Below are 23896 nucleotides of genomic sequence, written 5' to 3'. Positions count from 1 at the left end.
ATTAGATAGGAAGTGTAAAAGATAGTGCCGATAAATAAGTATAGTTACTATTAAAACTTTCTGCCATGAAAAAATGTTTACCGCTTTTGCTGGTCATATTTTTTGCCACTTTCTCCTGTAAAAAAGATTGCAAACCCAAAGAAGAAGACAGCGACAAAATTTCGCTGGAAAATGCCGTTGTGGTAAAAGAAGGAAGCTTTGTATTCAGTAAGCAGTCCGCGGGTTCCGGCAGGGCGGTTGTTTACCGCCAGGTAAACGGTAAGTATGTACTGGGCCTTGAACAAATGAGCCTTAATGCCGGCCATGACCTTGATGTGTATTTATCAACAGCAGTAACCGGCGGCAAAGCGGTAAAACTCTTTAGCATACGTGTGGTTGATGGTAAATTTTATTATGAATTGCCCGCGGGTATTAACGCGGCTGATTTTGCCTACATTCTTTTTATCAGCGATACAGCCAACGAACCTGTAGCCGTTGCGGCACTGAAGTAAACAGTGTTTTTCTATCCGGGTCTGAAAAGATGCCAATGAACGGAACGATGAATGTAGTGCGACGCAACAGGCGATGCCACAAAGCACAGTCGCCTGCCACCACAGTTTAAAGCATATAATGCGAAGCATTATTGGTACATTATTGATAAAGTACAAGCCGCCATTATTATCCCTTATATTCGCACTTTATTGTTTCCACAACATGAAGATTGAGCTTACAGCATTTAAGGAATTAACGGGCTTTCCATCCGGCTCCGGCATAGAGTTTTACGATAACAAAATTTACCTGGCAGGCGACGATGCAAAAGACATATTGGTGATGAGCCGTAAATGGAAGCAACGCACCCTTATTCACCTTTTTGATAACGACGAAGAGCGCATACCCAAAAAAGAAAAAGCCGACCTGGAGGCTACAACCATCGTTTCCATTAACAAAAAAGCGAACCTTTTATTGTTGGGTTCCGGCTCTACAGAACAACGCAACAAAGCTGTTTTGCTTAGCCTGCAAACCAATGAAAAAACAGAGATAGACCTTTCTGTATTTTACCAGCGCATTAAAGCAGCCGGTGTTGAGGCTTTAAACATTGAAGGGGCAGCCACTGTTGGCGGTTATATTGTATTAAGCAACAGGGGCAATAAAAGCAACAAGTGCAACCAGCTTATTATTACCGGCAACGAATTTTGGAAAAAGCAGGACGAAGCTGCGTTTCAACTGGTGAAATTAGATATGGAAGATGCCCCGGAAGATATGTGCGTGTCCGGCATTACTTATTCAGAAAAGCATGAAATGCTGCTGCTGACAACCTCCACAGAAGATACTGATAACGCCATAGATGATGGAAAAATCGGGGCCAGCGGCATTGCCTTTATTGAAAACTTTTACCGTAAAATAGGCCGTGAAAAAGGCAAAATGAAAATTAACAGGTTGGTTGACCTTTCTACAGCCGATAAAAAATTCAGGGGATTCAAAATTGAATCCGTTTGCATACAAAGCGAAAAAGACCGCAGTCTTAAAGTGCACCTTGCAGCCGATAATGATACCGGCAAAACATATCTTTTTAAGGCCGTTATAAAACTGTAAACTCAGAGCTTATGTTCAGCCTGCTTTTCCTGTAACTCCTGTTCCTGTATCTGTGTTTGTGTTCTTTCTTTTTTAAGGCTGGTGCGCAGCCAGGCATAAATGCTCATATAACAATTGGCAATCCATACAATGGAAAAGCCTGCTACAAGGTAACCCCGCCAATCGTTAAGCAGTAATTTAAACCCTGTAATAGCCAGGAACAGGATGGTAACATAATGGCTAAAACAATATTCGCAGGTAAATAAGTAAAAAAGTTTTTTACGCAGGAGCGATTTGGAGTTGCCGGAGCATTTTTTGCACCAGCCCGTAAATTCGCTGAACACTTCTTCGTGTGTAACCGTCCACGAAATACAGGCCACAGGCAGGGCCATTACAAAAAGCCAGGTAAGCTGTTGGTTAAGCTGTATCATAGCGTTATTTAACTGCATTTTTTTGAAAATGTATTAACACAATAGTCAGGCCAGTTGCCATTTGTAAAAAATAAAGCCTGGGGCAAACCAACATTCCCAAATTGTTTTACGTACCATCTATCACATACAAGTTTCTGAAACTGCTCAAATTATTAACTTGTCCAGCTTTCAAAATACCAGACACCATGAAAAAAATATCCCTGCTTGTTTATGAAGAAGCCATCCTGTCTTCTTTAACCGGTGTGGTTGACATTTTTACTGCCACTAATTATTATTTGCTTGAAAGTGGGAAATCTCCGGCTTTTGAAATAGAAATGGTAAGTGAGTCAAAGGCGGCCACGCCATTAAACCTGCCAGCCGGCCATGTAGGCCACAGAACGCTGGATGAAGTAGATAAGACTGACCTTATTATAGCCCCGGCTTTTAACGGCCCGGCGGATATAATAATGCAAAAGAATAAATCTCTTATTGACTGGATAAAGAAAATGAACCAACGTGGCGCGGAAGTGGCCAGCCTTTGTTTTGGCAGTTACTTTTTGGCCGAGGCGGGCCTGTTTGATGGCAAGCAATGCACGTCTCACTGGATAGCCATAGAAGATATGCGCCGCCGCTACCCGAAGGTGATAGTAATGGCAGACAGGGTTATTACAGACCAGGGCGGCATTTACAGCAGTGGAGGGGCTTTTTCATCTTTAAACCTGATACTTTACCTGGTGGAAAAGAACTGTGGTAAAGATGTGGCTATATGGGCCAGCAAAATGTTTTCCATAGATATGGACCGTGTAAACCAGGCACATTTCGCGGTGTTCAGGGGGCAGCACCTGCACGAAGATGAAGCTATTTTAAAAGCCCAGAATTTTATTGAAGAAAATTATCACCATCCCATTACCATAGAGCAGATTGCCGATAAAATACACATGAGCAAACGTAATTTTATCAGGCGTTTCAAGAGCGCAACCCGCAATACGCCGCTGGAATATTTGCAGCGTGTAAAAATTGAATCTGCTAAAAAAGCGCTGGAGAGCAATACAGAAAATATTTCTTCACTTATGTACGATGCCGGGTATAACGACATCAAAACATTCCGTAAAATTTTTAAGCGCATAACAGGTTTAACCCCGCAGGATTACCGCAACAAATACAGCCGTGTGTTAAGCCAGGCAAGTTAACCGGGGCACAAATAGTATTTTTTTACAAGGCAACCCAACTTCATTTGGTTGGTACAGTTTTTTAAAATAGCTTAACCGCTCTAACAAAACAACCAGCTACCATGTTGAAAAATGTTTTGGCGTTTGCCACCTTGCTAATCAGTGCATCATCCTTTGCTAATGTTCGTTTGCCGCATGTTATAAGCAGTAATATGGTACTGCAGCAACAGGCTACCACAAAACTGTGGGGCTGGGCATCGCCCGCCGAAAAGATTTTTATCACTACTTCCTGGAACAATAAAACAGATTCCGCTGTAGCCACCAGGGATGCCAACTGGCAGCTTGCCATACAAACACCCGCTGCTGGCGGGCCTTATACCATCACCATTAAAGGTTATAATGAAATTGTGCTGGAAAATGTGCTCATTGGCGAAGTATGGGTTTGCAGCGGCCAGTCAAATATGGAGTGGGGTTATCAGCAGGGGCTTAAAAGCATTAAAGACGAACTGCCCACCGCCTATAACAACAACATCCGTTTTTTTAATGTGCCCAAAACAACATCCACCTATCCGCAGGATGATTGCAATGCCACCTGGTCGGTTTGCGACAGTAACAGCATCAAAACATTCAGTGCTGTAGGGTATTTCTTTGGCAAAAAACTAAATAAAGACCTCAATGTGCCCATCGGGCTTGTTAACAGTAGTTGGGGCGGCACACCTGCCGAAGTATGGACACCTGCAGATGCTGTTGCCAGTAATGCTACCCTAAAAGATGCAGCGGCTAAATTAACGCCTGCGCCCTGGTGGCCGTACCTGCCTGGCTATGCGTACAACGCCATGTTAGCTCCCTTAACCGGCCACGCCATTGCCGGCGCTATCTGGTACCAGGGCGAAGGTAATACCGGCACTGCATCTACCTACACGGCCCTGATGGATACCATGATCAACGCCTGGCGCAAGGCATGGAATAAAGACCTGGCTTTTTACTATGTGCAGATAGCGCCCTTTAAATATGGTAATAAAAACATAGGCGCCTTATTGCGGGAAGCGCAAACCAAAACCATGCAGCATCCCAACACAGGCATGGCCGTTATTACAGACCTGGTAGATGACACCAACGATATCCACCCCACCAACAAACATGATGTTGGCCTTCGGCTGGCCAACCAGGCGCTGGCAAAAACCTATCACAAAAACGGCATTGTTTACCAAAGCCCAATGTACAAAAGTATCTCTGTACAGGATGGTAAAGCCACCATCAGCTTCGATTTTGCTACTGCCGGCCTCAGCGCAAAAGACAAAAAAATCACAGAGCTGTATATAGCCGGCGAGGACAAAGTTTTTTACCCTGCCGAAGCAAGAATTGAAAACGGCCAACTGGTGGTTTGGAGCAAGCAGGTAAAGCAGCCTGTAGCCGTAAGGTACGCCTTCGGCAACACGGCAATCGGCAACCTTTTTGGTAAAGACGGCCTGCCCGTCGCCCCATTCAGAACAGATGACTGGGAGGTAGATACCAGTAAACTTTAACTCCCGCTGTCAAAAGGGGCATTATTGGGTAACATTGGCATTTTTATGGTACCGGCAGCGGTTTTTCATGGCATCGCCTGTTGCAAATATATTTTCTGCAATGCCCGTGGCAGCTCCGGTTTCAGGTACCGGCAGCAAAAAGGTTGGCTAAACCTTTCAATACTATCCCCTTATTTTGCGGTATGATTAATAAGTTGTTTACCTGTTTTATTATTAGCCTGTTAGCGGGCAACCTATCCGCACAGTTACCCAATAAGGATATTGATGTATTGCATTACCGCTGCAGCATAGCTGTAAACGATTCAAACAACATTATTAAGGGCAACGCGGAAATAACATTGCAGTGGGTTAATACCGCCGGCAGGTTAAAGTTAGACCTGGCAGAAAAATCCGCCAACGGAAAAGGCATGCTGGTAAGTGCTGTAACTCATAATGGCAGCACGCTTGCCTTTACACAGCAGGGCGGGCAGTTGTTTATTGAAAATGGTGGCAAATCGGGCGAGCAGCAAACCTATGCGATAGCTTACGAGGGAGAGCCGGCAGATGGCCTGGTAATAGGCACCAATAAAAATGGCCGCCGCACTTTTTTTTCAGACAACTGGCCTAACAGGGGGCATAACTGGATACCCTGTAATGACCATACATCAGACAAGGCAACGGTTGAATTCTTGGTAACCGCGCCGGAGCATTACGAGGTGGTATGCAACGGGCTGATGGTGGAAGAAAGCAACCTCGAACAGCATACAAAACTTACACACTGGAAGGAGGAAGTACCTATAGCGCCTAAAGTATTCGCGTTGGGCGTGGCTGAGTTCGCCGTTAATTATTGGGGTAATGTAAACTGCATTCCTGTATCGGGCTGGGTATACCCGGAAGATAGGGAGCAGGGTTTTAAGGATTATAAGCTGGCCAAAGAAATACTGCAATGGTACATTACACAGGTAGGGCCTTACGCGTATGAAAAGCTGGCCAACATACAATCAAAAACCATGTTTGGCGGCGTAGAGAATGCCGGGGCTATTTTTTACGCGGAAAAATCAGTAGGCAGTCCAGGTGTAGAATCTTTAATAGCACATGAAATAGGACATCAGTGGTTTGGTGATGCGGCATCGGAAACAGACTGGCCGCACCTGTGGTTGAGCGAGGGGTTTGCTATTTATATGACGCACCTGTACATAGAGCAGAAATATGGAACGGACTCCCTTAAAGCAAGCATGGCGAAGGACAGGGTTACGGTCATAAAGCTTTCCCAAAAGCGCAACACCCCTGTCGTAGATACTACCGGTATTTTAAACCCTATGGGCTTGCTGAACGCCAACAGCTACCAAAAAGGCGGGTGGGTGTTGCACATGCTGCGGCGCCAGTTGGGCGACAGCGCTTTTTGGAAAGCCGTGCGCAATTATTACGCAACTTACATGAACAAAAATGCCTCAACAGAAAACCTTCAGCATTTTTTTGAAGAAGCCAGCGGACAGCGCCTGGATAGCTTTTTCCGCCAGTGGCTGTACACACCGGGCCAGCCAAAATTAACCGTTACCTGGAAGTACAACGCAGCAAAACAATCCATAGCGGTTACTGTTGAACAACAACAGGCGCAACCCTTCCGGTTTCCCCTGAAACTGCAGTTTAACGCAGCCGGTAAGGTTTTTACCCCAACACTCAACATTACCGGCAAAACTTATACAACGGAAATACCTGTTACTTTCCAACCGCTGCAAATGATAGTTGACCCTGATGTTGACCTGCTTTTTGAATAAGTGCCTTGTATGCTAAGCGAACGGCCACTGCTATAAGCATAAAACGCGGGTATACTGCCTGTTATACTGTAAACAGTTGTAGTTTAGGGCAAACAAAAACATAATCTATGATAAACAGGCGTAACCTGTTAAAGGTTTTAGGAGGCGCCGCTGCCGGTGCGTTATTGCCCCGTGTAAGCAGGGCTGCCATAACACATACACCCGTAGCCAAAGATGGGTTTACCTACTGCCTCAACATGGCCACCATACGCGGCCACAAGCTGGGCTTTGCCAAAGAACTGGAAACAGCTTCCAAGGCGGGATTTACCGCTGTGGAAATTTGGATAGACTCCCTGGAAACCTATCTTAAAACCGGCGGCACGCTTACTACTGCCAAACAAATGCTTAACGACCTGGGCATAACTGTTGAAAATGCCATTGGTTTTGCCGAATGGATTGTGGATGATGATGCCCGGCGCAGCAAAGCCCTGGAGCAAATGCGGCGCGAAATGGATATGCTGGCTCAGATAGGCTGCAAACGCACTGCCGCGCCACCGATGGGCGCAACCGGCCTGCCGTTGCTTGATTTAAACAAGGTGGCGGAACGCTACCGCAATATTCTTTTGCTGGGCGACAACTCCGGCGTGGTGCCGCACCTGGAACTATGGGGTTTCTCCAAAAACCTGGGCCGTGTAAGCGAAGTGATGTATGCGGCATTACAAACCGGCCATCCCGCTGCCAGGGTTTTGCTGGACGTGTTCCACCTGTACAAAGGCGGCTCCAGCTTGGAAACACTGCCGCTGATTAGTAAAGACGCCATAGATGTATTGCACATGAATGATTATGCCGCCGGCCTTACCCGGGAAGCCATAACCGATGCCGACCGTATTTACCCCGGTGACGGCGTGGCGCCGGTAAAACAAATACTGCAGGTGCTTAAAAAGAGCAGTACACCATTGGTTCTTTCACTGGAAGTATTTAACAAAAACTATTATGCCCAGCCTGCGCTGGAAGTGGCCAAAACAGCTTTGGCCAAAATGAAAGCGGTTACGACAGGGGTGTGAATGGTGAATAGTGAATGGTGAATAGTGAGTGGTGAATAGTGAATGGTGAATGAAGTTCGTTTAGTTAAGGATGTCAGCCTGAGTTCCGAAGTTCCGTACCCTGGAAACGCTTAATATAGGGCAGGGTACCTGTAATTCCTTCTTTATCAGCAAAAAGATTACCCGGTTAAATCCAAACCCCCATTTTTTTCGTAATACAATCAGCCATTGGGCTTTCACATCTCCAATATCCCGCACTTCGTCCTGGTAATCGTAAATAAGAATTTCAGTCACCTGAAAAACACCGCTACAATGAAGCTGAATTTTACCATAGCCTTGCTGGCTGTTGCTGTACAGTTGGCGGCCCAGAGTATCCCCATTACAGATACCGCTTTGCCGGGCACAGTTTTTCAATTAAAGAAAGAACCACGTTTTTATCTTAATTACCATGGCGGCTACGGCATGGCCATTGGGTCTTCTTACGGTTATTTTCCTGACAATATCAACTCTGTGAGTGTTAGGCAGATAGAGGGCAACGAACCTGTAAAAAGCACCACCTACAGGGAAAATACAAAAGGCCTGGGCACAGGTTTCAGGCTGGGTATTGGCGCTTACTACGCGGTAAACGACTTTATTAACGTGGGCCTGGATGTGGACTATTTTCAGAGCAGCATAACAAAAACAAAAGATTCTTCTTTTTACATGATAACCACTACCGAAGGCATGGTGATGGAACAGCAGTTTAATGGCCGTTCAACCAATACCTACAATGCACGGGTTTTTACACTGTCTCCAGGTATTATTTTTAAAGCCATTACAAGGCCCGGTTGGTATTTGTACAACAAAATAGGTGTTACGGCAGCTTTTGGTATGAAGGTGAAGCAAACCGAACGGGAAAATAATTCTATGCAGATGGGTATTGACGGGAGTTTTAAGGACTCCGCCGCAGCAATCAGTAAAGAATATAAATACAGCATCAACAGCCCGGCGATGGGCTTTAACGCGGGCCTGGGTGCACAATTCAAGCTTTTTGAACGGGCAAGGTGTTTTGCGGAACTACAATTTTCTCATGTGCTGTTTTACCCTGAAAAGCGCTCAGCAACCAGCTACATTGTAAATGGCTCTGACAGGCTGGGCAGTTTGCCAACCGCGTTAAGGGAAGTTGAGTTTGAAAAAGGCTATACGGATAATGGCGTAATTGACCCTAACCAACCTATTAAAATGGTAAGGCAAAAAGTGCCCATTACTTATTTGGGGCTGGTGGCAGGCATAGCTTACCGGTTTTAGGTAAGCCGCAATTATTTACTTACAAAGCAATCTTCCATGAAAAAACAACCATACCTATTCTGGAAAAAATTTCTGGCCAAACTTATAGCTAACCGGCAGGTACTGCTGGTGTACACATGCTTTTGCCTGGTGTTTTTTTTATGTGCAGGGCTGGTGGTATTGGTTAACAGACAGGCGATTTTACCAGCGGTAGTGCAGTTGGGTTTGTTTTTTGCGCTGGGCGCTTTTCACGTGAGAAATATGCTGCACCGTTTTTTGTTTCTTAATTTTTCTTTTGCTACTGAGCCTTTGCTGCTTACCGTGGTATTGGGCGCAACCTGTTGCTTGCCATTGCTGTTTATCTATGCTTCCGCTGCTGTAAACCTACTGCTGGCAGCGGCATGTTTTTGCGCTTTCCTGCTGCCCTGCCTGGCGGTGCTTACCCGGCAGGCATATACGGCGATACCTGCCAGGGAATACAAGTCATGGAGTTTATCTGACCATTATATGGGCGATGAGCTAAACATATTGGTACAGCAGGATATGGAGGTGCAAATAATGCTGCAGGGAAAAAACATGAAAGAAAGCCCGGTGTTTTTGTTGCAGGTGCCCAGGCAACGCAAACTGGGCGAAGTGTTTTCTGCACTGATAAAAGACAAGCAGATTCCCGGTGTTAAGGATGCCACGCAATACCGCTGGAACTTTTACATAAAAGAGTTGTGGGGGCTGAAAAAGCATTTTCTTGACCCGGGCCGCAGCCTGCGGCAAAATGCCATTAAAGACAGGAGCCTGATTATTGTAAGGCCCCTGTAATTAAAGGCGCTACTGGTTATTACCGCCGTACTGTAACCTGCCAGCGAAAAAAGCAGCAGGTTACACCGGTGGGTGAGGGATTGAAGCGGATACCCCGGTGAGGCCATGGCAGCAGGGCTTTTGTGCCGGAGTATGAGCGTAAAGCCCGACCCCTTGCGATAGCTTGGGGGCACCCCCTGAAAATCTTATAACATAAGAATACAACAGCCTTGTTAAATGCGGGGCAAAGTTTAAACATGCCAAACAAAAAAATGATATCCCTGGAGCCGCTGAATGTGCAGGAGCGTAAGCAAAGGCTTGCGGGGTTTTACCTGTTGTACGCCTTATCGCTGTTAACGGTAGCCGCTATGCTGTATTTTGTGTTTGTTTCATGGAGGAGCAAGAACAGGTATGCGCCTGTTTCAAGCATAAGCGCAACTGCAGAAAATGTATCGCTGCAGCCGCCCGATTTTATTGTGGAAGACCTGGTGTATGTAAGTGCCTCTCTTAACAGCCTGCAGGCCATAGACAGCCTGTATGAAAAACAGCTATTCGACTCCACGCAAAGCAGGATGGATGTGGTGGCCAGCCATCTAAACCGCAGCGAAACCGAATTCAGGAAGGTGGTTGACAGCGCCAGGGCTAAATTGACAGCCAATAATAAGCTGTTGCAACCGGCGCTGCTATCGTCTGTGATGGACATATACGATGGCATGCTTAAGAACCGTGAGTCACTTGCCATTGCAAGGAAGATGGCCATGCTGTCCGGTTCGGGCATAAGTGCCGGCGACCGGCTTAACCTGCAACTGCAATATGAACTTACAGCCAAAAACAACCGCATAGCTGAGCTGGAAACCCAGGTTGACCAGATGATAACCAACCAGAACGTGCAGGAGATAGCTACAGGTAAAACGGAGGATGTGCAACAGCAAAACAAGCAATTATTGAATGAGTTGCACAACAAAACAGAAGCCATCAGCCGACTTACCGCTGCCAATACCAGGCTGCAGGAAGAGCTAAAAAACGCTCCAGGTAAAGTAAGCGCTGCCACCAACACAGTTACCGATGCACAGCTTGCCAGCCTGCAAGCCAGGCTGGAGCAGGTAACGGGTGATTTATACTTTACACAAGTAGAATGCAACCTGAAACGTATTGATGCCAAGCAGATTATTTCAAGCGCCCGCCAGCGTACGGAACTGCTAACCCAAAGCCTGCAAACGCTAACAACTCTCTCACGCTCTCAAAACCCGGCCATACAAACCAAGGCCAGGCAAAAAATACAGGAACTTAATGCCATAGCCAAGGAGTTGAGGGATTAAAGAAAGGAGGAAGGATGAACAAGACACAAAGACTACGCGGTGGGAAAAATTGCTTAGCGGACAGAACATAAAAGAGTTTCCAGTTTGCTGCTTTGCCGCGCAAATTGCGCAACGGCGGCCTCATAGGAGTTCCCCCTGCCGGACTCATAAAAATGCTTTGGCCGTTTATTAAACCTGCCTTTGATGAAGGGGTAAATATTTAATCAATCTTAAGCTTATAACGGGCAAGAAACCGGATGAAGTTACGGTCGTTCATCAGGTACTTTTTGAAGATAAATATGCCTGCTATAGCGCAGAGTATGCCTGCCAGTACATCCAGTATGTAGTGGTGGCTGGTATAAACGGCGGCAAACCAAATACCTGCCATTACCGTGGCTAACAATACGTTTACCCAGCCCAGCCTGTTTTTGAGGCCGTAGTAAAATACAATAAGCGGGTAAGCGGAATGCAGCGATGGCATTGCAGCGAATACGTTGGAACTTTTACTGTACAATGATTTAAAGATCCCGGTATGCAACAGGTCATCGAACCGGTGCAGGCCGGCTGTATTGCCAGGCGTGGCGGCGTGAAAATGAAACCCATGCTGCTGCACATACCAGGGCGGTGCGGCAGGGTACACGTAATATACCACAAAACCGAGCAGGTTTACCAGTAAAAAAGTGAGGGAGAACTGTAAAAACTGGCCCCGGTTTTTGTAAAAAAGATAACCGGCAAACACCAGCGGCACGGGCACCCAGCAAAGGTAGAATACACCGCTGAGCACATCTAAAAATGTAGATGGGTGCTGTAACCAGAACTCGTTAGGTGTTATCCTGCCGGTAGCGGTAGGTATGCCGAAAAGAAATTTTTCTCCGTTATACAGGCTTTCTATGCTTACTGTTTGAAAGCGGTAATTGGGAAAGGCCTTCATGTAATCGAATATGATCCAGTAAACGATGAAAATGGAAAACCCTAAAATAAACTTGCGGGTGATGGATGAAGCATAGTACAGGGTGTTAAAAAGCAATACCAGCATCAACTGGTCTGTTTTAAAACCTACCAACAGGGCAGACAGTAATATGTAGCCTATGGATATGGCTGTGGTAACCAGTATGTCCTGCCTGGAAAAAAGGTGTGGTGCCACCAGGCTAACGCTTTTCTTCATTCTTTTGCTTCTTTGGAAAACCGGATCTGAATATTACATCCCACAAAGCGGTGCTTACGCCATAACCTTTGGTTGAATCATCGTAGTGGTGAAGCATGTGGTGTTGCTTCACTTTTTTCATAAGGGAGCTTTTAAAATTATAGTGGTGCATAGCATAATGCATCATGTCGTAAATAAGGTAACCAACAAGGAAGCCCGGAAAGAAGGCGTAAAGATTGGTTTTGTTTTGCAGTATCCATAAAAACAGGAAATAAAACAAGAGTGCCAGGGGTATGCTGGCCGATGGCGGCATTACCAGTCTTTTGGCATCTTTGGGATAATCGTGGTGTACGCCATGAAAGATAAAATGCAGCCTTAAACCCCATTTGGATTTTGGCACATAGTGGAAAATATACCTGTGCAGCAGGTATTCGGTTATCGTCCACACGGCAAGCCCGCCAAGAAAATACAGGGCGAAAAAGCCGGCGCTTATGCCATTTGCAAAGGCCAGGTAAATAAAAACGGCTATGGCCGGTATATAGATAAACAGCGGCACCGAGAAATGTACTTTGGAGAGACTTTCCATAAAGCTGCTCCTAAACATCCTGGTAGATTCGGTTGAGTTTGAAACGTAATTCTTTTTCATTGTATCATGCTTTGCAAAGCTGCAATTATATTTTCATTCTTTCTGTAACTTCTGTTCCTGTTACCGGGTCAATGCCCACCAGGTCCACATACTCCACATGGGGCGTCCAGAAAGAGCCGCCTTTAATGCGCACAAAAATACGGTTTAGTATAGCCTGTTTTTTATTTATCGTGGCGTATACATGGTATTTGTTATCTGCCGCCTTCATTAAATGCATCAGGTATTTTTTATACGATACAAAATGAAGTTCGTACTTATCCTTCTCCAACAGCCTTGTTTTTACACCGTAGGCAAACTTACGCTGTACAAAATTCAGTTCTGCCCGCTGGCCTTTTTCGCCAAACCGCAGCCAGAAAACATGCACGGGGTCTTCCTCATCCAGTATGCCATCTTTATAGTTCAGTTCACATACAATGGTGTTGGTGTTGGGGTCCCGCTGCAGGTAAAACAACTGGTTTGGGTTGGGTGGCGGCGTAGGAAAAACCATTTCCTGGGCCATTACTAAACCTGTAACCAATATGCCTGCTATAAATAAGGTTAGCTGTTTAACAGTAGTATTTTTCATGATTTTTTTGGGGTGCCTTCTTTAGCGTCCAAAGCTTTTTTAGCATCGTACAGCCGCTTGATGGCCGTTATGTTGGTTAGCACTGCCATAACCGTTATGGGTATGGTAAACACACTCATCGTTTCAAAAATATGGTACCTGAAACCGGGAATGTACAATTTGTAATTACCGCCTATAACAGATGCCGTAAGTCCGCAGGCTATGGCTGCTACCGCAGTGAGTATCACTCTTTCCGGCCGCTGCATGAGGCCCCCTTTATTTTGTATGCCCAAACCCTCGCTGCGGGCCCGGGTATAGCTAACCATCATGGAGCCTATCAGGGCTATAAACGCGAATAAAGAGCTTAAAAAGTAATGCTTGGCCACCAGGTAATAACAAATGCCCAGGAACATTACCATTTCGCTGTAGCGGTCCAATACAGAATCGTACAGGGCGCCAAAGGTGGATGTCATGCCGCCCAGCCGGGCTACCTGGCCGTCCAGCATATCAAACAGGCCGGCAAAAAGTATAAGGCCGCCTGCCCAGCCTACATAAGATAAATCTCCACGGTTGCCCTCTTCGGCCCCTATAATGAATATTACCGCTACGCCAATGTTTAGTATAAGCCCCGTTGTGGTTACGGTATTGGGTGTAAACCCAATGCGTATCAAACCCCGTACAAAGGGGTTGATAACTTTATAAATAAGCTTTTGCAGCCTGTCCCGCAATAATTGTTCTGCCATAATTCAAGCAATCAAAAATCAAACTTAATCCTGGATCTAATGCCCCATTGGCTTACATCAGGATTGTTTAAATAAGTAAGTCTTTTTACCAGGTCAATACGAAGTAACCTGAAAATATTGGTAATGCCTGCACTAACTTCTACATAAGGTCCATCATTGAGTATATACGTAGTTGGCAGGCCTGTTACTGTATTTACCGGGAACTTAAAGGTTTCTTTGTTTATCGCCGGGTTATTCTGGTCGCTGATGCCACCATACAACACTTTGGCTGTTATTACTTCTCTCCACTTCAGCTTTTTGAACAGGGGTATTTTATTAAATATAAACCCGTTAAAGTAGTGGTCAACATTAATGCCCACATACCTGTCGCTGATGAACTCCATAAAATTCATCAGGTTATAGGCATTTAGCTGGTAAGAAAAGCTTTGGTTGGCCCTGTGAACGGTTAACAACGGAAATGGCACGTTGCCGAATATTTTACCACCTTCTACTGTTACATCTGTATAACCTAACTGTGCCAGGTAAAACCGCTTGTCTATAGTAAGGTTAAGGTTATGATAGTTGTACTCGCCACCTGCAAGGCCCTTAATGCCGGCAATGTACCGCAGCCTGAAAATGGGGTACTCATTAATAATGGGTATCCTGAATATTTTACCCTGGTAAAATTTTTCATGTGGCGCCCACCGCAACTCAGCCGATAACTCAGTAGTGGTTACATTGGGTATGTTTTTTACATCGCCCCCGTTCTGTTGATCAAATACAATGGCGCCTGCGGGGGTTTGTTTCCAGTTTTTAAAGCCAAGCGTGTAAGATAGCCTGTTACTGAATTCCCGTACATATTCTGCTTTAAAGATGTTGTTGTACAGCCACTTGTCGTTATTGCCCCGTTTAAAGGATAATAAAAAATTATCTTCCTGTACAAACTGCAGTTCCTGGCCGGGTATCTTGGTATCCCGCTGGTAGCTGAACCTTAAGTAATTGAGCGGAAAAGAATATATAGACTTATGGTTAAACGAATAGGTGGCTGCCAGGTAATACTTCCACTTTTCATCTTTAAAACCATAAGCCAGGTAGTTTTCAAAGAAAATATTTTTGCTGAAGTTAGGTGTGGTACGACCACCGGCACGCAGCCTGAAACCTTCCACCGGGTTAAAGCTGTAAAAAGTGCTTACCGGCCCCAGTTCGTAATTGGGCCCCATTTGCTTATAGCCTGCCAGCAAAAGGGTAAGCCAGTCCATCAGCCTGCGGAAAGATTTCATGTTCTTAAGGCTGTCTATATTGGTATAAACTTTCGATTCAACTTCCGAGAGCGGCTGGTGCCTGTTAGCTATCCAAAAACTATCATTGCCAACACTGGTTATATTTTGAAAGGCCACTTCTGCAGGCCCCTGGTAAACAGTATCTGCCGCCGGCTTATTGATAATGTAATCTTTCAGCGAAACGGTTCGTTCCCCAATAATACTGCCTTTTGAGCCCTGTGTTAGCGAAAACTCAACCAGCATATTGCTGAGGATGCGGTGGTAACGGCCATCCGGGCCTCTTTCAAAATCCTGGTTTATTTTAAGGTCTTTGGTCCAGTTAAGGTTGGCGTTTTTACTGATGGTAAAAGTTATTTTCTGAACCGCATAATTGCCATCCAGAGTAATAAACATGGTTCCTTTAAACAACAGGTCGTTGGGGTTACGGGGGTAAAAAGCCATTTTTACCAGCTTTATGCCATCCTGCTCCACGGTATCCCGTATGTAAAACATGTAAAAAGTGGGGGCGAGGTCTGCAATAGGGCTCAAAAACTGGGTGGTCATAATGTTGATGTTGTTTTCGTACACATCCACATCCTGGTACAGCCTGTTAAGGTAACTGTTTACACCACTGTTGTCAATAAATTCGCCATAATCCACCCGCTTTTCGCCCAGTATATAAGCTTTTTCTTTCTGCGGGTCCCGCCGATAGTATTTCTGGGAAAGTTTTTCATCCAGGTACACCGGCAATAATGCCTTGCCTTCTATTTTGGAAGTGTCTTCATTCTCCAATACAAAACTGAAGTTTTTAAACAGCTTGCTTTTCAGCAGTTTTTCGGGGCGCTTGGTAAGCGAAAGCTCCATTTTCTGGTACTCCTGGTACTGTACGTAATCGTAAGCGCTTTCACGGTTCTTGCTTTTGTTGTCTATTACCTTTCTTATCAGTTCTACAGCAGGGTTATTCTTATTGCGGTATTTGGCCCTTTTGTTAGTGCTTACCACTACTTCATTAAGGTCGTAAGTGGGTTGCAGCTCAATATCAATTTGCTGTTCTTTACCCGGTGTTATTTTTTTTATGGTTGTTTTGTAACCTACAAAAGAGTATTCTACTTCTTTCAGGTTAAGGTCGCTGGTTTTAATGGTATAGGTACCGTCAGTAGAAGTAATTACACCTCTGCCACCCCTGAAGAACACGCTTACCGATGTAAGCGGACTTTTGCTGGATGCATCAATTACCTTACCTTTTACCACTGTTTGCGCCATTGCTGTAAGGCTGCCGCACAACAGCAGAACCAACACAAAAAAATGTTTATTTAGTCTTGCCCAATTCATACAACTTAGTCAGTTATGCTTTAAATACGAATTTTTTTTGCAACGGGTAATTATAACCAAACGCAACCAGTAACGATATAAACAACTTAACTGCTACGTAGTAGTGCTTGCCCACCAGCTTTATACCGGCATAAAACCCGCCGGTGTTTAAAACCAGGTTTCCGCACCATACCAAAACGTAACGCAAAGCCTGTTTGTAAGTACTGCCGCTGCCTGCGTTAAAAGCCCAATGCTTTCCTATCAAAAAATTTGTTACGCCACCACAAATGGTGCCGGTCATACTGGCAAGCACAACGTCTATCCTAAAAAATTTTTCCAAAGCAATCGTTATAAAGTAGTCAACCGACGAAGCGATTAACGAGGCTGCATTTGCTTTAAGGAATGTAACCATCTTTATAACTTTAAATTCTGCCGCCCCCTGCGGTGGCCGAAAATTTTTATGGGCCCGGCTGACGGAACAGGAATGTTACTTCTGTTGCGTCGCACTCTTGTACTGAGGCAACTCTATTCAGCAATTGCCTCAGCAGCCTGCCCTGGACATAGCCAAAGCTATTGACAATCATACCCCACTTGCTCCCCCTGGAATACGTCGGTTTTTAGCATTACGCATTCATGCAGCCTGCTGATGGGAGAGGCTTGTTAAAATATACCCCTTCAACCATGTAAGGCCTGCCTATACTCAGGCTGTTACACTTTGCGCCAGGGATAGAAGCGGAAAGCCCGCAACCACCGTAGCCTTAGCGAAGGTAGTGAGGACTTGCAGCGGATAGCCCGGCCCGCCCTGTATTTTGGAGGGGGCGCCTTGCATTCTTTCTCTTTTACAGAAATAACTGCAATAACGCCAGCAATGCCCGTGCATAAATGCCAGCCAGCACATCATCGGCCATAACACCCCAGCCACCTGGTAACTGCTCTGCCTTCCTGATATACAGGGGTTTAACTATGTCAAAAAATCTGAATAATATCAACCCGGCTATAATATTTACCGCAGTTAACTTAACAAACGCCAGTGCAATCATCATGCCTGCTACTTCGTCTATCACAACCCGGCTGCTATCGTGCCCCCATTGGGCTTCTACCTTACCTGCGCTCCATGTACCCAGTACGCATACTGTTGATATTACAAAAACCTGCCATAGAAACATATTTTCTATGGCAGGCGCAAAAAAACAAACAATACACCAGGCTGCGGCGGCAACCGTTCCGCCCCCTTTTCCAATATACCCAATTCCGCCGGCCGTGGCAACTACCTGGTAAAATTTAATCATAGCTCTTCTTCCACCAGTTCCTGGTAATAATCCAGTCCCAGGTGCGTAATCAGCTCTTCGCCCATCATGTGGCGCAGTGTGTTCTGCAATTTGATGAGCTGTTTAAAAATATCGTGTTCAGGCCTTAACTCGGGCAATGTTTGCGGCGATTTAAAGTAGAATGAAAGCCATTCCTGTATACCGCTCATGCCTGCACGTTTGGCCAGGTCGCTAAACAAGGCAAGGTCCAACACAATTGGCGCAGCCAAAATAGAGTCCTTACACAAAAAGTTTATTTTAATCTGCATATTGTAGCCCAGCCAGCCAAATATGTCAATATTGTCCCAGCTTTCCTTGTTATCGCCGTGTGGGGGATAATAGTTGATCCTGATTTTATGGTAGATGTCGCCATAAAGCTCCGGGTCAATATCAGGCCTGAAAATATCTTCCAGTACACCCAGTTTGGAGACTTCCTTGGTTTTAAAGTTATCCGGGTGGTCAAGTACATAGCCATCGCGGTTGCCCAGTATATTGCTGGAAAACCAGCCACGAACACCCAGCGCCCTTGCCTGCAGGCCGGGGGCCAGTATTGTTTTCATTAAGGTTTGGCCGGTTTTAAAATCTTTACCGCCAATAGGTGTACCGGTTTCTTTGGCCAGTTGTTCAAGCGCAGGTATATCGCAGGTAAGGTTGGGGGCGCCGTTGGCAAAAGGAACACCCAGTTTAATGGCGGCGTAAGCATAAATCATGCTCGGCGCAATCATGGGGTGGTTTTCCTTTAAACCTTCTTCAAAAGCTTCAATTGTTTCATGCACCTCTTCTACCTCAATGTATTTTTCGGTAGAGCCGCACCATACAATCACCACACGGTCGCAACCATTCTCCCGTTGAAAGTTTTCAATATCATCTATTAACTGCAAAGCCAGATCGTATTTGGTGGCTCCGGTTTTTACGTTTTCACCGTCAAGGTTGCTAACATAGCTTTTGTCAAAAACGGCAGTCATTGGCTTAATTGCTTCCAACTGGGGCTTGATGGCATTTAACAGGCTGGTTTCCAGAACTTTGGCATTAACAGCGGCTTCGTACACGTTATCTTTGTATAAATCCCAACCTCCAAAAACAATATCGTTTAAACTGGCAAGCGGCACAAAGTCTTTAATTTTCGGATAGCGGTTTTCTGTTCTTTTACCCAGGCGGATGCTGCTCATTTGTGTAAGTGAACCAACAGGCTGTGCCAGCCCTTGCTTAACGGCTTCAACACCAGCGATGAAAGTGGTGGCAACAGCTCCCAAACCAGGCATTAATACACCCAGTTTTCCTTCAGCAGGCAAGATTTGCTCTTTCATGTTATCCATTTTAGAATTAGTAATCAGTTAGTTTTCATAACCATTTTTCCTGCTTATACCAGCTCATGGTTTCAGCTAAACCTTTTTCAAGGTTATAAGCAGGGGTAAAACCCAGTTCGTTTTGTGCTTTTTCTATATTACAGCACCAGTTAACCGCGGTTAACTCACTTAACTTTTCCCTGTTCAACGCAGGTGTTTTATTTAATAAAACATAGGTTTTTTCCAGGGCTAACGCCAGGACCCTAACAACGCCCAGGGGTAAATGAAACCTGAGTGTTTTTTTGTACAGAAGTGGTTTGGTAAGATTGGCTAAATCGTAGCGGCTATAACTGTTACCATCGGTAACGTTATAGGTTTGGTGAACAGCAGGTGCAAAGATAGCGTTCAGTGCCAAAACGGCAAGGTCTTTTACATAAATAAAACTTAATTGTTGTTGCACTCTGCCAATATAGGGTTCCAGACCACGGCTAAGGGCTTTAAACAGGATGAATATATCTTTATCCCTGGGACCATACACAGCGGTAGGTCTTAATACGTTTAATGGAATATTCAATTGCGCAACTTGTTGTTCTGCAAGTAGTTTGCTGCGGCCATACGCTGTTACGGGGCGGGGCGGTGTAGATTCTGTTATTAAACTGTCCGGCTGCTGCAGCGGGCCAATGGAAGCAAGGCTGCTTAAAAAAACTATCTTTTTAATAAAAGGGCTGCAGCATTCCGCGGCTTTAAACAGGTTATAAGTATAATCTGCATTAATGGCTGTATAATCAGCTTCAGATTTAGCCTTGGTAGTTCCGGCAGCATGAATAATGTAATCGTATTGTTTTTCTTCCAGTTCTTTCTGAAGCGAGGCAATATTGCCAAAGTCGGGATACGTGTATGTTATGGGCAGGTGCTGCAGGTGTTTAATATCGCTGCTTTTTCTGACAGCGGCATACACATCAAGCCTCCGTGCCAGCGCTTCATTTACAAGGTGAAAACCCACAAATCCACTGGCGCCGGTAATTAATATCTTTTGCTTCATAATGGTTTTTCGTAAATACGGTATTTGCTGGTTATTTTACCGTTGATACTTTCTATGCCGCTATTCATCAGGGTGTTGGTTTCCAGTATCCACGATGCTTCGCCGCCTTTTATTTTTTTTGCGGCGGCTTTTTTAATAATGGTGGCATAAAAACAGGCTTCAATACCCATTTTACGATAAGGTTCCAGTACACCCAGCGCCAGTACACGTACAAAATCTATTTTCTTAAGGCCAAACAACAGTTTGAAAATTCCAAACGGTAATAACCGGCCTTTTTTTATTTTCCGTTGCAGTTGGTTTACATCGGGTATGCCCAGGGCAAAACCAATTAGTTGGCCGTCTTTTTCTGCCACCAGGCAAAAATCGGGGTCCAGTACAAGTTTAAGGTCTTTGGCCAGGTAGTTAAACTCATTGGTTGTCATGGGTACAAAACCCGTGTTCTTATCCCAGGCAGCATTGTATATCTCTCTCACCTTAACCACTTCGTTCTTAAAATCTTTCATATTAATAGCCCGGATAACTATGCCTTTGCGGTTAAGCCTTTCTGTAAGGGTATCCAGCAGTTTGAGAGAGCGCTGGCTAACCGTAGCGGTTTCAAGATCCCATGCCAACAGATCAATCTTTTTAGTAAAACCATACTTTTCTGTCAGGGTGTTATAATATGGCTTGTTGTAAGTCATCATGGCCCTTGGCGGGCGGTGATAGCCCTCAATCAACATTCCCAATGGCTCATTGGTTGATGGGTTAACGGGGCCAATTACCGTATCCGCACCTTTCGCCTTTAACCAGTTTTCTGCTGTTTCAAAAAGGGCAGAGGAAACATTTTCATCATTCACACAGTCAAAAAAACCAAAGAATCCATCTTTGGTATTATTAAACTGGTTATGGTTATTATTGAGTATGGCGGCTATCCTGCCTTTTAGTATATCTCCGTCCCAGGCTAAAAATTTTTCAACACTGGAATGTTCATGAAAGGGGTGTTTGCCGGGGGTAAGTAAATCCCGCTGGGCAATAAAAAGCTCGGGCACATAGTTCTCGTCATCTTTATACAACTCATGAGGAAAATCAATAAACCTGGCTAACTGTTTTTTTGTTTGTACCGGTTCAACCCGAATCATATCGCTTGTTTTTGCATAACCCGTTTTATATCCAGCATGTCGGCAGCTTTGGAAAGCTTTTCAACCGCTTCTTCAATCTGGCCAAAAGTGTGGGTAGCCATCAGTGAAAAACGAATAAGGGATGCATCGGATGGAACGGCGGGAGATACCACCGGGTTAACAAATACGCCATCTTCCTGCAGCATTTTGGTAAACAGGAAGGTTTTATGGTTATCCCGTACATACACGGGTATAATGGGGCTTTCTGTATAGCCTGTGTCAAAGCCGTTTTCCTGCAGCAACTGCATAGCATAGCGGGTATTGGCCCAAAGCTTGTCAATGCGTTCGGGTTCTGCCTGTATAATATCCACAGCGGCTATAACACTGGCAACCGATGCCGGCGTCATACTGGCACTAAACATCAGGGCCCTGGCACGGTGTTTCAGGTAGTCTATCACTTCCGCGTCGCCGGACACAAACCCACCCAGCGAGGCCAACGATTTGCTGAAAGTGCCCATAATAAGGTCAACCTTATCAGTTAAACCAAAATGCGATGCTGTGCCTGCGCCTTTGTCGCCAATAACGCCAAGGCTGTGTGCATCATCCACCATAATATTAGCGCCATACTTATCGGCAAGCGCCACTATTTCGGGCAGATTAACAATATCGCCCTCCATGCTGAAGATGCCATCTACGGCAATCAGCTTCATGGATTCGGCAGGCAGCCCGGCAAGTTTCTGCTCCAGGTCCTGCATATTATTATGTGCATATTTGATAGTGCGGGAGAAAGATAACCGGCTGCCGTCTATAATAGAAGCGTGGTCATATTCGTCCAGTATCAGGTAATCGTTACGCCCGGTGATGGAAGAAAGGATACCCAGGTTTACCTGGAAGCCTGTACTGAACAAAAGGGCAGCTTCTTTACCAGTGTATTCGGCCAGTTTGGCTTCCAGCTCCAGGTGTATGTCAAGCGTGCCATTCAAAAAACGGGAACCGGCGCAACCGCTTCCATATTTTTCCACGGCTTTTTTGGCTGCTTCTATTATCTGGGGGTGGTCTGTTAACCCGAGGTAGGAGTTTGAACCAAACATCAAAACCCTCTTGTTGTTCAAAATCACTTCTGTACCCTGGCTGGACTGTATCGTGCGGAAATAGGGATAAAGTCCCATCTCTTTCAAGTGTTTGGCATCTGTAAAGGATGCGACTTTCTGATGTAGTTTTTTATGCATTAAGTAACTCACTTTTCAAGGGATTATGAAAAATTACGACTTATAAAAGTACTAATTGTAACAATAAATTAATGTCATTTTAGAAGAACACAAGTTTTTTCTTCTAATTTTCCAGATATAAACACGCAAAGATGTGGAAAACTTGTAATACCGCAATACTCTAAAACAGGATTCCCTCACGGGTGTATGTTCACATGGCAACTTCCGGAACCTGTAATTGTTTATGAATATCAAGATTACTGACACAAATTGTTGCCTGAAAGATAAAGAATCCCTTTTAAATTCCTGTCCAGTTTCCTCACCTCTGCGTATAAATATTTATGCACTAACGTTGAAATCTCTCAGAGCGTCGTTCAGGCTTGTCTTTAAATCTGTGCTTGCCTTGCGCTGGCCAATAATCAAAGCGCAGCTTACGCCAAACGAACCCGCAGGAAAATCCTTGTTATAAGTACCTGGTATTACTACGCTTCTTGCCGGAACCCTTCCTTTATATTCTATCGGTTCGCTGCCACTAACGTCAATAATTTTTGTTGATTGGGTAAGTACAACATTTGCACCCAACACGGCTTCTTTTTCTACAATCACGCCTTCTACCACTATGCAGCGGCTGCCTATAAAGCAACCATCTTCAATAATTACAGGGCTGGCCTGCAATGGTTCAAGTACCCCGCCTATGCCAACGCCGCCACTAAGGTGTACGCCTTTGCCAATTTGTGCGCAACTGCCTACTGTTGCCCAGGTATCTACCATGGTGCCTTCATCAACGTAAGCGCCAATATTTACATAACTTGGCATTAACACTACGTTTTTGGCTATATAGGCGCCATAGCGTGCCACCGCATGGGGTACGGCACGTACACCTAACTCCTTATAATTTGTTTTCAACAACATTTTATCATGAAACTCAAAAGGAGGGATATTCCAGGTCTTCATGGTTTGAACGCTGAAATACATGAGAATAGCCTGTTTAACCCATTCATTTACCGCCCAGCCCTTATCGGTTGGCATCGCGGTTCTTAACCTTCCCTTATCAACTTCCTCAATTACAGATTTTACGGCCTCCAGGTATCGCATGTCTTTCAAAAGTTCCCGGTTTTGCCAGGCATCCTGTATTAATTGTTTGAGTTCCATCTTCAAAAAATTTGTGCGAAAATAACAGATGCGGGCCGAATACGTAGTTTTGCTTTTACAATAACGTGGAAAGTTTACAAATTATGATGCAACAGTTAGCTGGTTACCAATATTTTATAATTTCAATTTAAGGCAGGTGAGATTTTGTGTGTACTTCATCGTGCTTCAAATTTTGTAATAGCTTTTTTGGGGGTGTCCCTCGTACCTCGAGCCGGGCAGAACTACGTTCGCAACCTTCGCAAAAGCAACATTTAGTTGCTTTTACGAAGGTTGTGCTCATACTCCGGCACAAAGCATCGCTGCGATGGCCTCACCGGGGTATCCGCTGCAATCCCTCACCCGATGGTGCACCCTGTTGTATTTTTTGTAAGCAACTTATATAAATAT

22 protein-coding genes are annotated in these 23896 nt (G+C 45.0%); 9 read left to right on the top strand and 13 right to left on the bottom strand.

What is annotated here, in order from left to right; all coding sequences use genetic code 11:
* Positions 1 to 65: 65 nt before the first annotated feature.
* Positions 66 to 491, top strand: coding sequence for a hypothetical protein (locus F0364_RS11900; protein ID WP_153798003.1), 426 nt, complete (start codon positions 66 to 68; stop codon positions 489 to 491).
* 118 nt (positions 492 to 609) lie between these two features.
* Positions 610 to 1572, top strand: a complete 963-nt coding sequence (locus tag F0364_RS11895; protein ID WP_153798002.1) for a DUF6929 family protein — start codon at positions 610 to 612, stop codon at positions 1570 to 1572.
* Positions 1573 to 1574: 2 nt separating this feature from the next.
* On the opposite strand, the gene F0364_RS11890 is transcribed toward F0364_RS11895, so the two are convergent.
* Positions 1575 to 2000, bottom strand: coding sequence for a hypothetical protein (locus F0364_RS11890; protein WP_207632627.1), 426 nt, complete (start codon positions 1998 to 2000; stop codon positions 1575 to 1577).
* 167 nt (positions 2001 to 2167) lie between these two features.
* Between F0364_RS11890 and F0364_RS11885 the strand changes: the two genes are divergently transcribed.
* The 7 genes from F0364_RS11885 to F0364_RS11855 all read left to right on the top strand — a co-directional run bounded on the left by F0364_RS11885 (position 2168) and on the right by F0364_RS11855 (position 10812).
* Positions 2168 to 3151, top strand: a complete 984-nt coding sequence (locus F0364_RS11885; protein WP_153798001.1) for a GlxA family transcriptional regulator — start codon at positions 2168 to 2170, stop codon at positions 3149 to 3151.
* Positions 3152 to 3252: 101 nt separating this feature from the next.
* Positions 3253 to 4656 (top strand): sialate O-acetylesterase, encoded by a 1404-nt coding sequence (locus F0364_RS11880; protein WP_153798000.1) that lies wholly within the window; start codon positions 3253 to 3255, stop codon positions 4654 to 4656.
* A gap of 182 nt (positions 4657 to 4838) precedes the next feature.
* Positions 4839 to 6413, top strand: a complete 1575-nt coding sequence (locus F0364_RS11875) for a M1 family metallopeptidase (RefSeq protein WP_153797999.1) — start codon at positions 4839 to 4841, stop codon at positions 6411 to 6413.
* Positions 6414 to 6520: 107 nt separating this feature from the next.
* Positions 6521 to 7456 (top strand): sugar phosphate isomerase/epimerase family protein, encoded by a 936-nt coding sequence (locus F0364_RS11870; RefSeq protein ID WP_153797998.1) that lies wholly within the window; start codon positions 6521 to 6523, stop codon positions 7454 to 7456.
* Positions 7457 to 7747: 291 nt separating this feature from the next.
* On the top strand, positions 7748 to 8722 hold the full coding sequence (locus F0364_RS11865; RefSeq protein ID WP_153797997.1) for a hypothetical protein: 975 nt from the start codon (positions 7748 to 7750) through the stop codon (positions 8720 to 8722).
* A gap of 36 nt (positions 8723 to 8758) precedes the next feature.
* Entirely contained in the window at positions 8759 to 9514 is a 756-nt protein-coding gene (locus F0364_RS11860) for a TssN family type VI secretion system protein (RefSeq protein WP_153797996.1), read from the top strand.
* Positions 9515 to 9750: 236 nt separating this feature from the next.
* Positions 9751 to 10812, top strand: coding sequence for a hypothetical protein (locus F0364_RS11855; protein WP_153797995.1), 1062 nt, complete (start codon positions 9751 to 9753; stop codon positions 10810 to 10812).
* Between the two features lie 199 nt (positions 10813 to 11011).
* Here F0364_RS11855 and F0364_RS11850 read toward each other — a convergent pair whose 3' ends face one another.
* The 12 genes from F0364_RS11850 to F0364_RS11795 all read right to left on the bottom strand — a co-directional run bounded on the left by F0364_RS11850 (position 11012) and on the right by F0364_RS11795 (position 23509).
* Complete coding sequence (locus tag F0364_RS11850) at positions 11012 to 11956, bottom strand: phosphatase PAP2 family protein (RefSeq protein ID WP_153797994.1); 945 nt, start codon at positions 11954 to 11956, stop codon at positions 11012 to 11014.
* Entirely contained in the window at positions 11940 to 12581 is a 642-nt protein-coding gene (locus F0364_RS11845; protein WP_153797993.1) for a sterol desaturase family protein, read from the bottom strand. Before F0364_RS11845 ends, F0364_RS11850 begins: the two co-directional genes overlap by 17 nt.
* Positions 12582 to 12606: 25 nt before the next feature.
* Positions 12607 to 13146, bottom strand: coding sequence for a DUF4833 domain-containing protein (locus tag F0364_RS11840; protein WP_153797992.1), 540 nt, complete (start codon positions 13144 to 13146; stop codon positions 12607 to 12609).
* Positions 13143 to 13868, bottom strand: coding sequence for a CDP-alcohol phosphatidyltransferase family protein (locus F0364_RS11835; protein ID WP_153797991.1), 726 nt, complete (start codon positions 13866 to 13868; stop codon positions 13143 to 13145). The genes F0364_RS11840 and F0364_RS11835 overlap by 4 nt, the downstream gene beginning before the upstream one ends.
* A gap of 11 nt (positions 13869 to 13879) precedes the next feature.
* Complete coding sequence (locus F0364_RS11830) at positions 13880 to 16405, bottom strand: DUF5686 and carboxypeptidase-like regulatory domain-containing protein (RefSeq protein ID WP_235921070.1); 2526 nt, start codon at positions 16403 to 16405, stop codon at positions 13880 to 13882.
* Positions 16406 to 16451: 46 nt separating this feature from the next.
* Positions 16452 to 16829 (bottom strand): GtrA family protein, encoded by a 378-nt coding sequence (locus F0364_RS11825; protein WP_153797989.1) that lies wholly within the window; start codon positions 16827 to 16829, stop codon positions 16452 to 16454.
* Between the two features lie 427 nt (positions 16830 to 17256).
* Positions 17257 to 17706, bottom strand: coding sequence for a phosphatidylglycerophosphatase A family protein (locus F0364_RS11820; RefSeq protein WP_153797988.1), 450 nt, complete (start codon positions 17704 to 17706; stop codon positions 17257 to 17259).
* Positions 17703 to 19031 (bottom strand): inositol-3-phosphate synthase, encoded by a 1329-nt coding sequence (locus F0364_RS11815; protein WP_153797987.1) that lies wholly within the window; start codon positions 19029 to 19031, stop codon positions 17703 to 17705. The genes F0364_RS11820 and F0364_RS11815 overlap by 4 nt, the downstream gene beginning before the upstream one ends.
* Before the next feature lie 34 nt (positions 19032 to 19065).
* Entirely contained in the window at positions 19066 to 20052 is a 987-nt protein-coding gene (locus F0364_RS11810) for an NAD-dependent epimerase/dehydratase family protein (protein WP_153797986.1), read from the bottom strand.
* A complete protein-coding gene (locus tag F0364_RS11805; RefSeq protein ID WP_153797985.1) occupies positions 20049 to 21170 on the bottom strand; it encodes a GNAT family N-acetyltransferase in 1122 nt (373 codons plus the stop codon). Before F0364_RS11805 ends, F0364_RS11810 begins: the two co-directional genes overlap by 4 nt.
* A complete protein-coding gene (spt, locus tag F0364_RS11800; RefSeq protein WP_153797984.1) occupies positions 21167 to 22378 on the bottom strand; it encodes a serine palmitoyltransferase in 1212 nt (403 codons plus the stop codon). Before spt ends, F0364_RS11805 begins: the two co-directional genes overlap by 4 nt.
* A gap of 318 nt (positions 22379 to 22696) precedes the next feature.
* Positions 22697 to 23509: a 2,3,4,5-tetrahydropyridine-2,6-dicarboxylate N-succinyltransferase gene (locus tag F0364_RS11795; protein ID WP_153797983.1), complete on the bottom strand. Its 813-nt coding sequence runs from the start codon at positions 23507 to 23509 to the stop codon at positions 22697 to 22699.
* Between the last annotated feature and the right edge of the window lie 387 nt (positions 23510 to 23896).

This window comes from Foetidibacter luteolus (assembly GCF_009650435.1).
Taxonomy (GTDB): domain Bacteria; phylum Bacteroidota; class Bacteroidia; order Chitinophagales; family Chitinophagaceae; genus Foetidibacter; species Foetidibacter luteolus.
The sequence above is the reverse complement of the archived record's forward strand: the minus strand, read 5'-3'. Positions and strand labels throughout refer to the sequence as shown.

Coding starts and splice junctions, on each gene's coding strand:
- F0364_RS11845 (WP_153797993.1), bottom strand. CDS start 12,581: ATGAAAAAGAATTACGTTTCAAACTCAACCGAATCTACCAGGATGTTT.
- F0364_RS11860 (WP_153797996.1), top strand. CDS start 8,759: ATGAAAAAACAACCATACCTATTCTGGAAAAAATTTCTGGCCAAACTT.
- F0364_RS11805 (WP_153797985.1), bottom strand. CDS start 21,170: ATGATTCGGGTTGAACCGGTACAAACAAAAAAACAGTTAGCCAGGTTT.
- F0364_RS11895 (WP_153798002.1), top strand. CDS start 610: ATGCGAAGCATTATTGGTACATTATTGATAAAGTACAAGCCGCCATTA.
- F0364_RS11825 (WP_153797989.1), bottom strand. CDS start 16,829: ATGGTTACATTCCTTAAAGCAAATGCAGCCTCGTTAATCGCTTCGTCG.
- F0364_RS11875 (WP_153797999.1), top strand. CDS start 4,839: ATGATTAATAAGTTGTTTACCTGTTTTATTATTAGCCTGTTAGCGGGC.
- F0364_RS11885 (WP_153798001.1), top strand. CDS start 2,168: ATGAAAAAAATATCCCTGCTTGTTTATGAAGAAGCCATCCTGTCTTCT.
- F0364_RS11840 (WP_153797992.1), bottom strand. CDS start 13,146: ATGAAAAATACTACTGTTAAACAGCTAACCTTATTTATAGCAGGCATA.
- F0364_RS11855 (WP_153797995.1), top strand. CDS start 9,751: ATGCCAAACAAAAAAATGATATCCCTGGAGCCGCTGAATGTGCAGGAG.
- F0364_RS11815 (WP_153797987.1), bottom strand. CDS start 19,031: ATGAAAGAGCAAATCTTGCCTGCTGAAGGAAAACTGGGTGTATTAATG.
- F0364_RS11835 (WP_153797991.1), bottom strand. CDS start 13,868: ATGGCAGAACAATTATTGCGGGACAGGCTGCAAAAGCTTATTTATAAA.
- F0364_RS11890 (WP_207632627.1), bottom strand. CDS start 2,000: ATGCAGTTAAATAACGCTATGATACAGCTTAACCAACAGCTTACCTGG.
- F0364_RS11850 (WP_153797994.1), bottom strand. CDS start 11,956: ATGAAGAAAAGCGTTAGCCTGGTGGCACCACACCTTTTTTCCAGGCAG.
- F0364_RS11900 (WP_153798003.1), top strand. CDS start 66: ATGAAAAAATGTTTACCGCTTTTGCTGGTCATATTTTTTGCCACTTTC.
- F0364_RS11795 (WP_153797983.1), bottom strand. CDS start 23,509: ATGGAACTCAAACAATTAATACAGGATGCCTGGCAAAACCGGGAACTT.
- F0364_RS11870 (WP_153797998.1), top strand. CDS start 6,521: ATGATAAACAGGCGTAACCTGTTAAAGGTTTTAGGAGGCGCCGCTGCC.
- spt (WP_153797984.1), bottom strand. CDS start 22,378: ATGCATAAAAAACTACATCAGAAAGTCGCATCCTTTACAGATGCCAAA.
- F0364_RS11820 (WP_153797988.1), bottom strand. CDS start 17,706: ATGATTAAATTTTACCAGGTAGTTGCCACGGCCGGCGGAATTGGGTAT.
- F0364_RS11865 (WP_153797997.1), top strand. CDS start 7,748: ATGAAGCTGAATTTTACCATAGCCTTGCTGGCTGTTGCTGTACAGTTG.
- F0364_RS11810 (WP_153797986.1), bottom strand. CDS start 20,052: ATGAAGCAAAAGATATTAATTACCGGCGCCAGTGGATTTGTGGGTTTT.
- F0364_RS11880 (WP_153798000.1), top strand. CDS start 3,253: ATGTTGAAAAATGTTTTGGCGTTTGCCACCTTGCTAATCAGTGCATCA.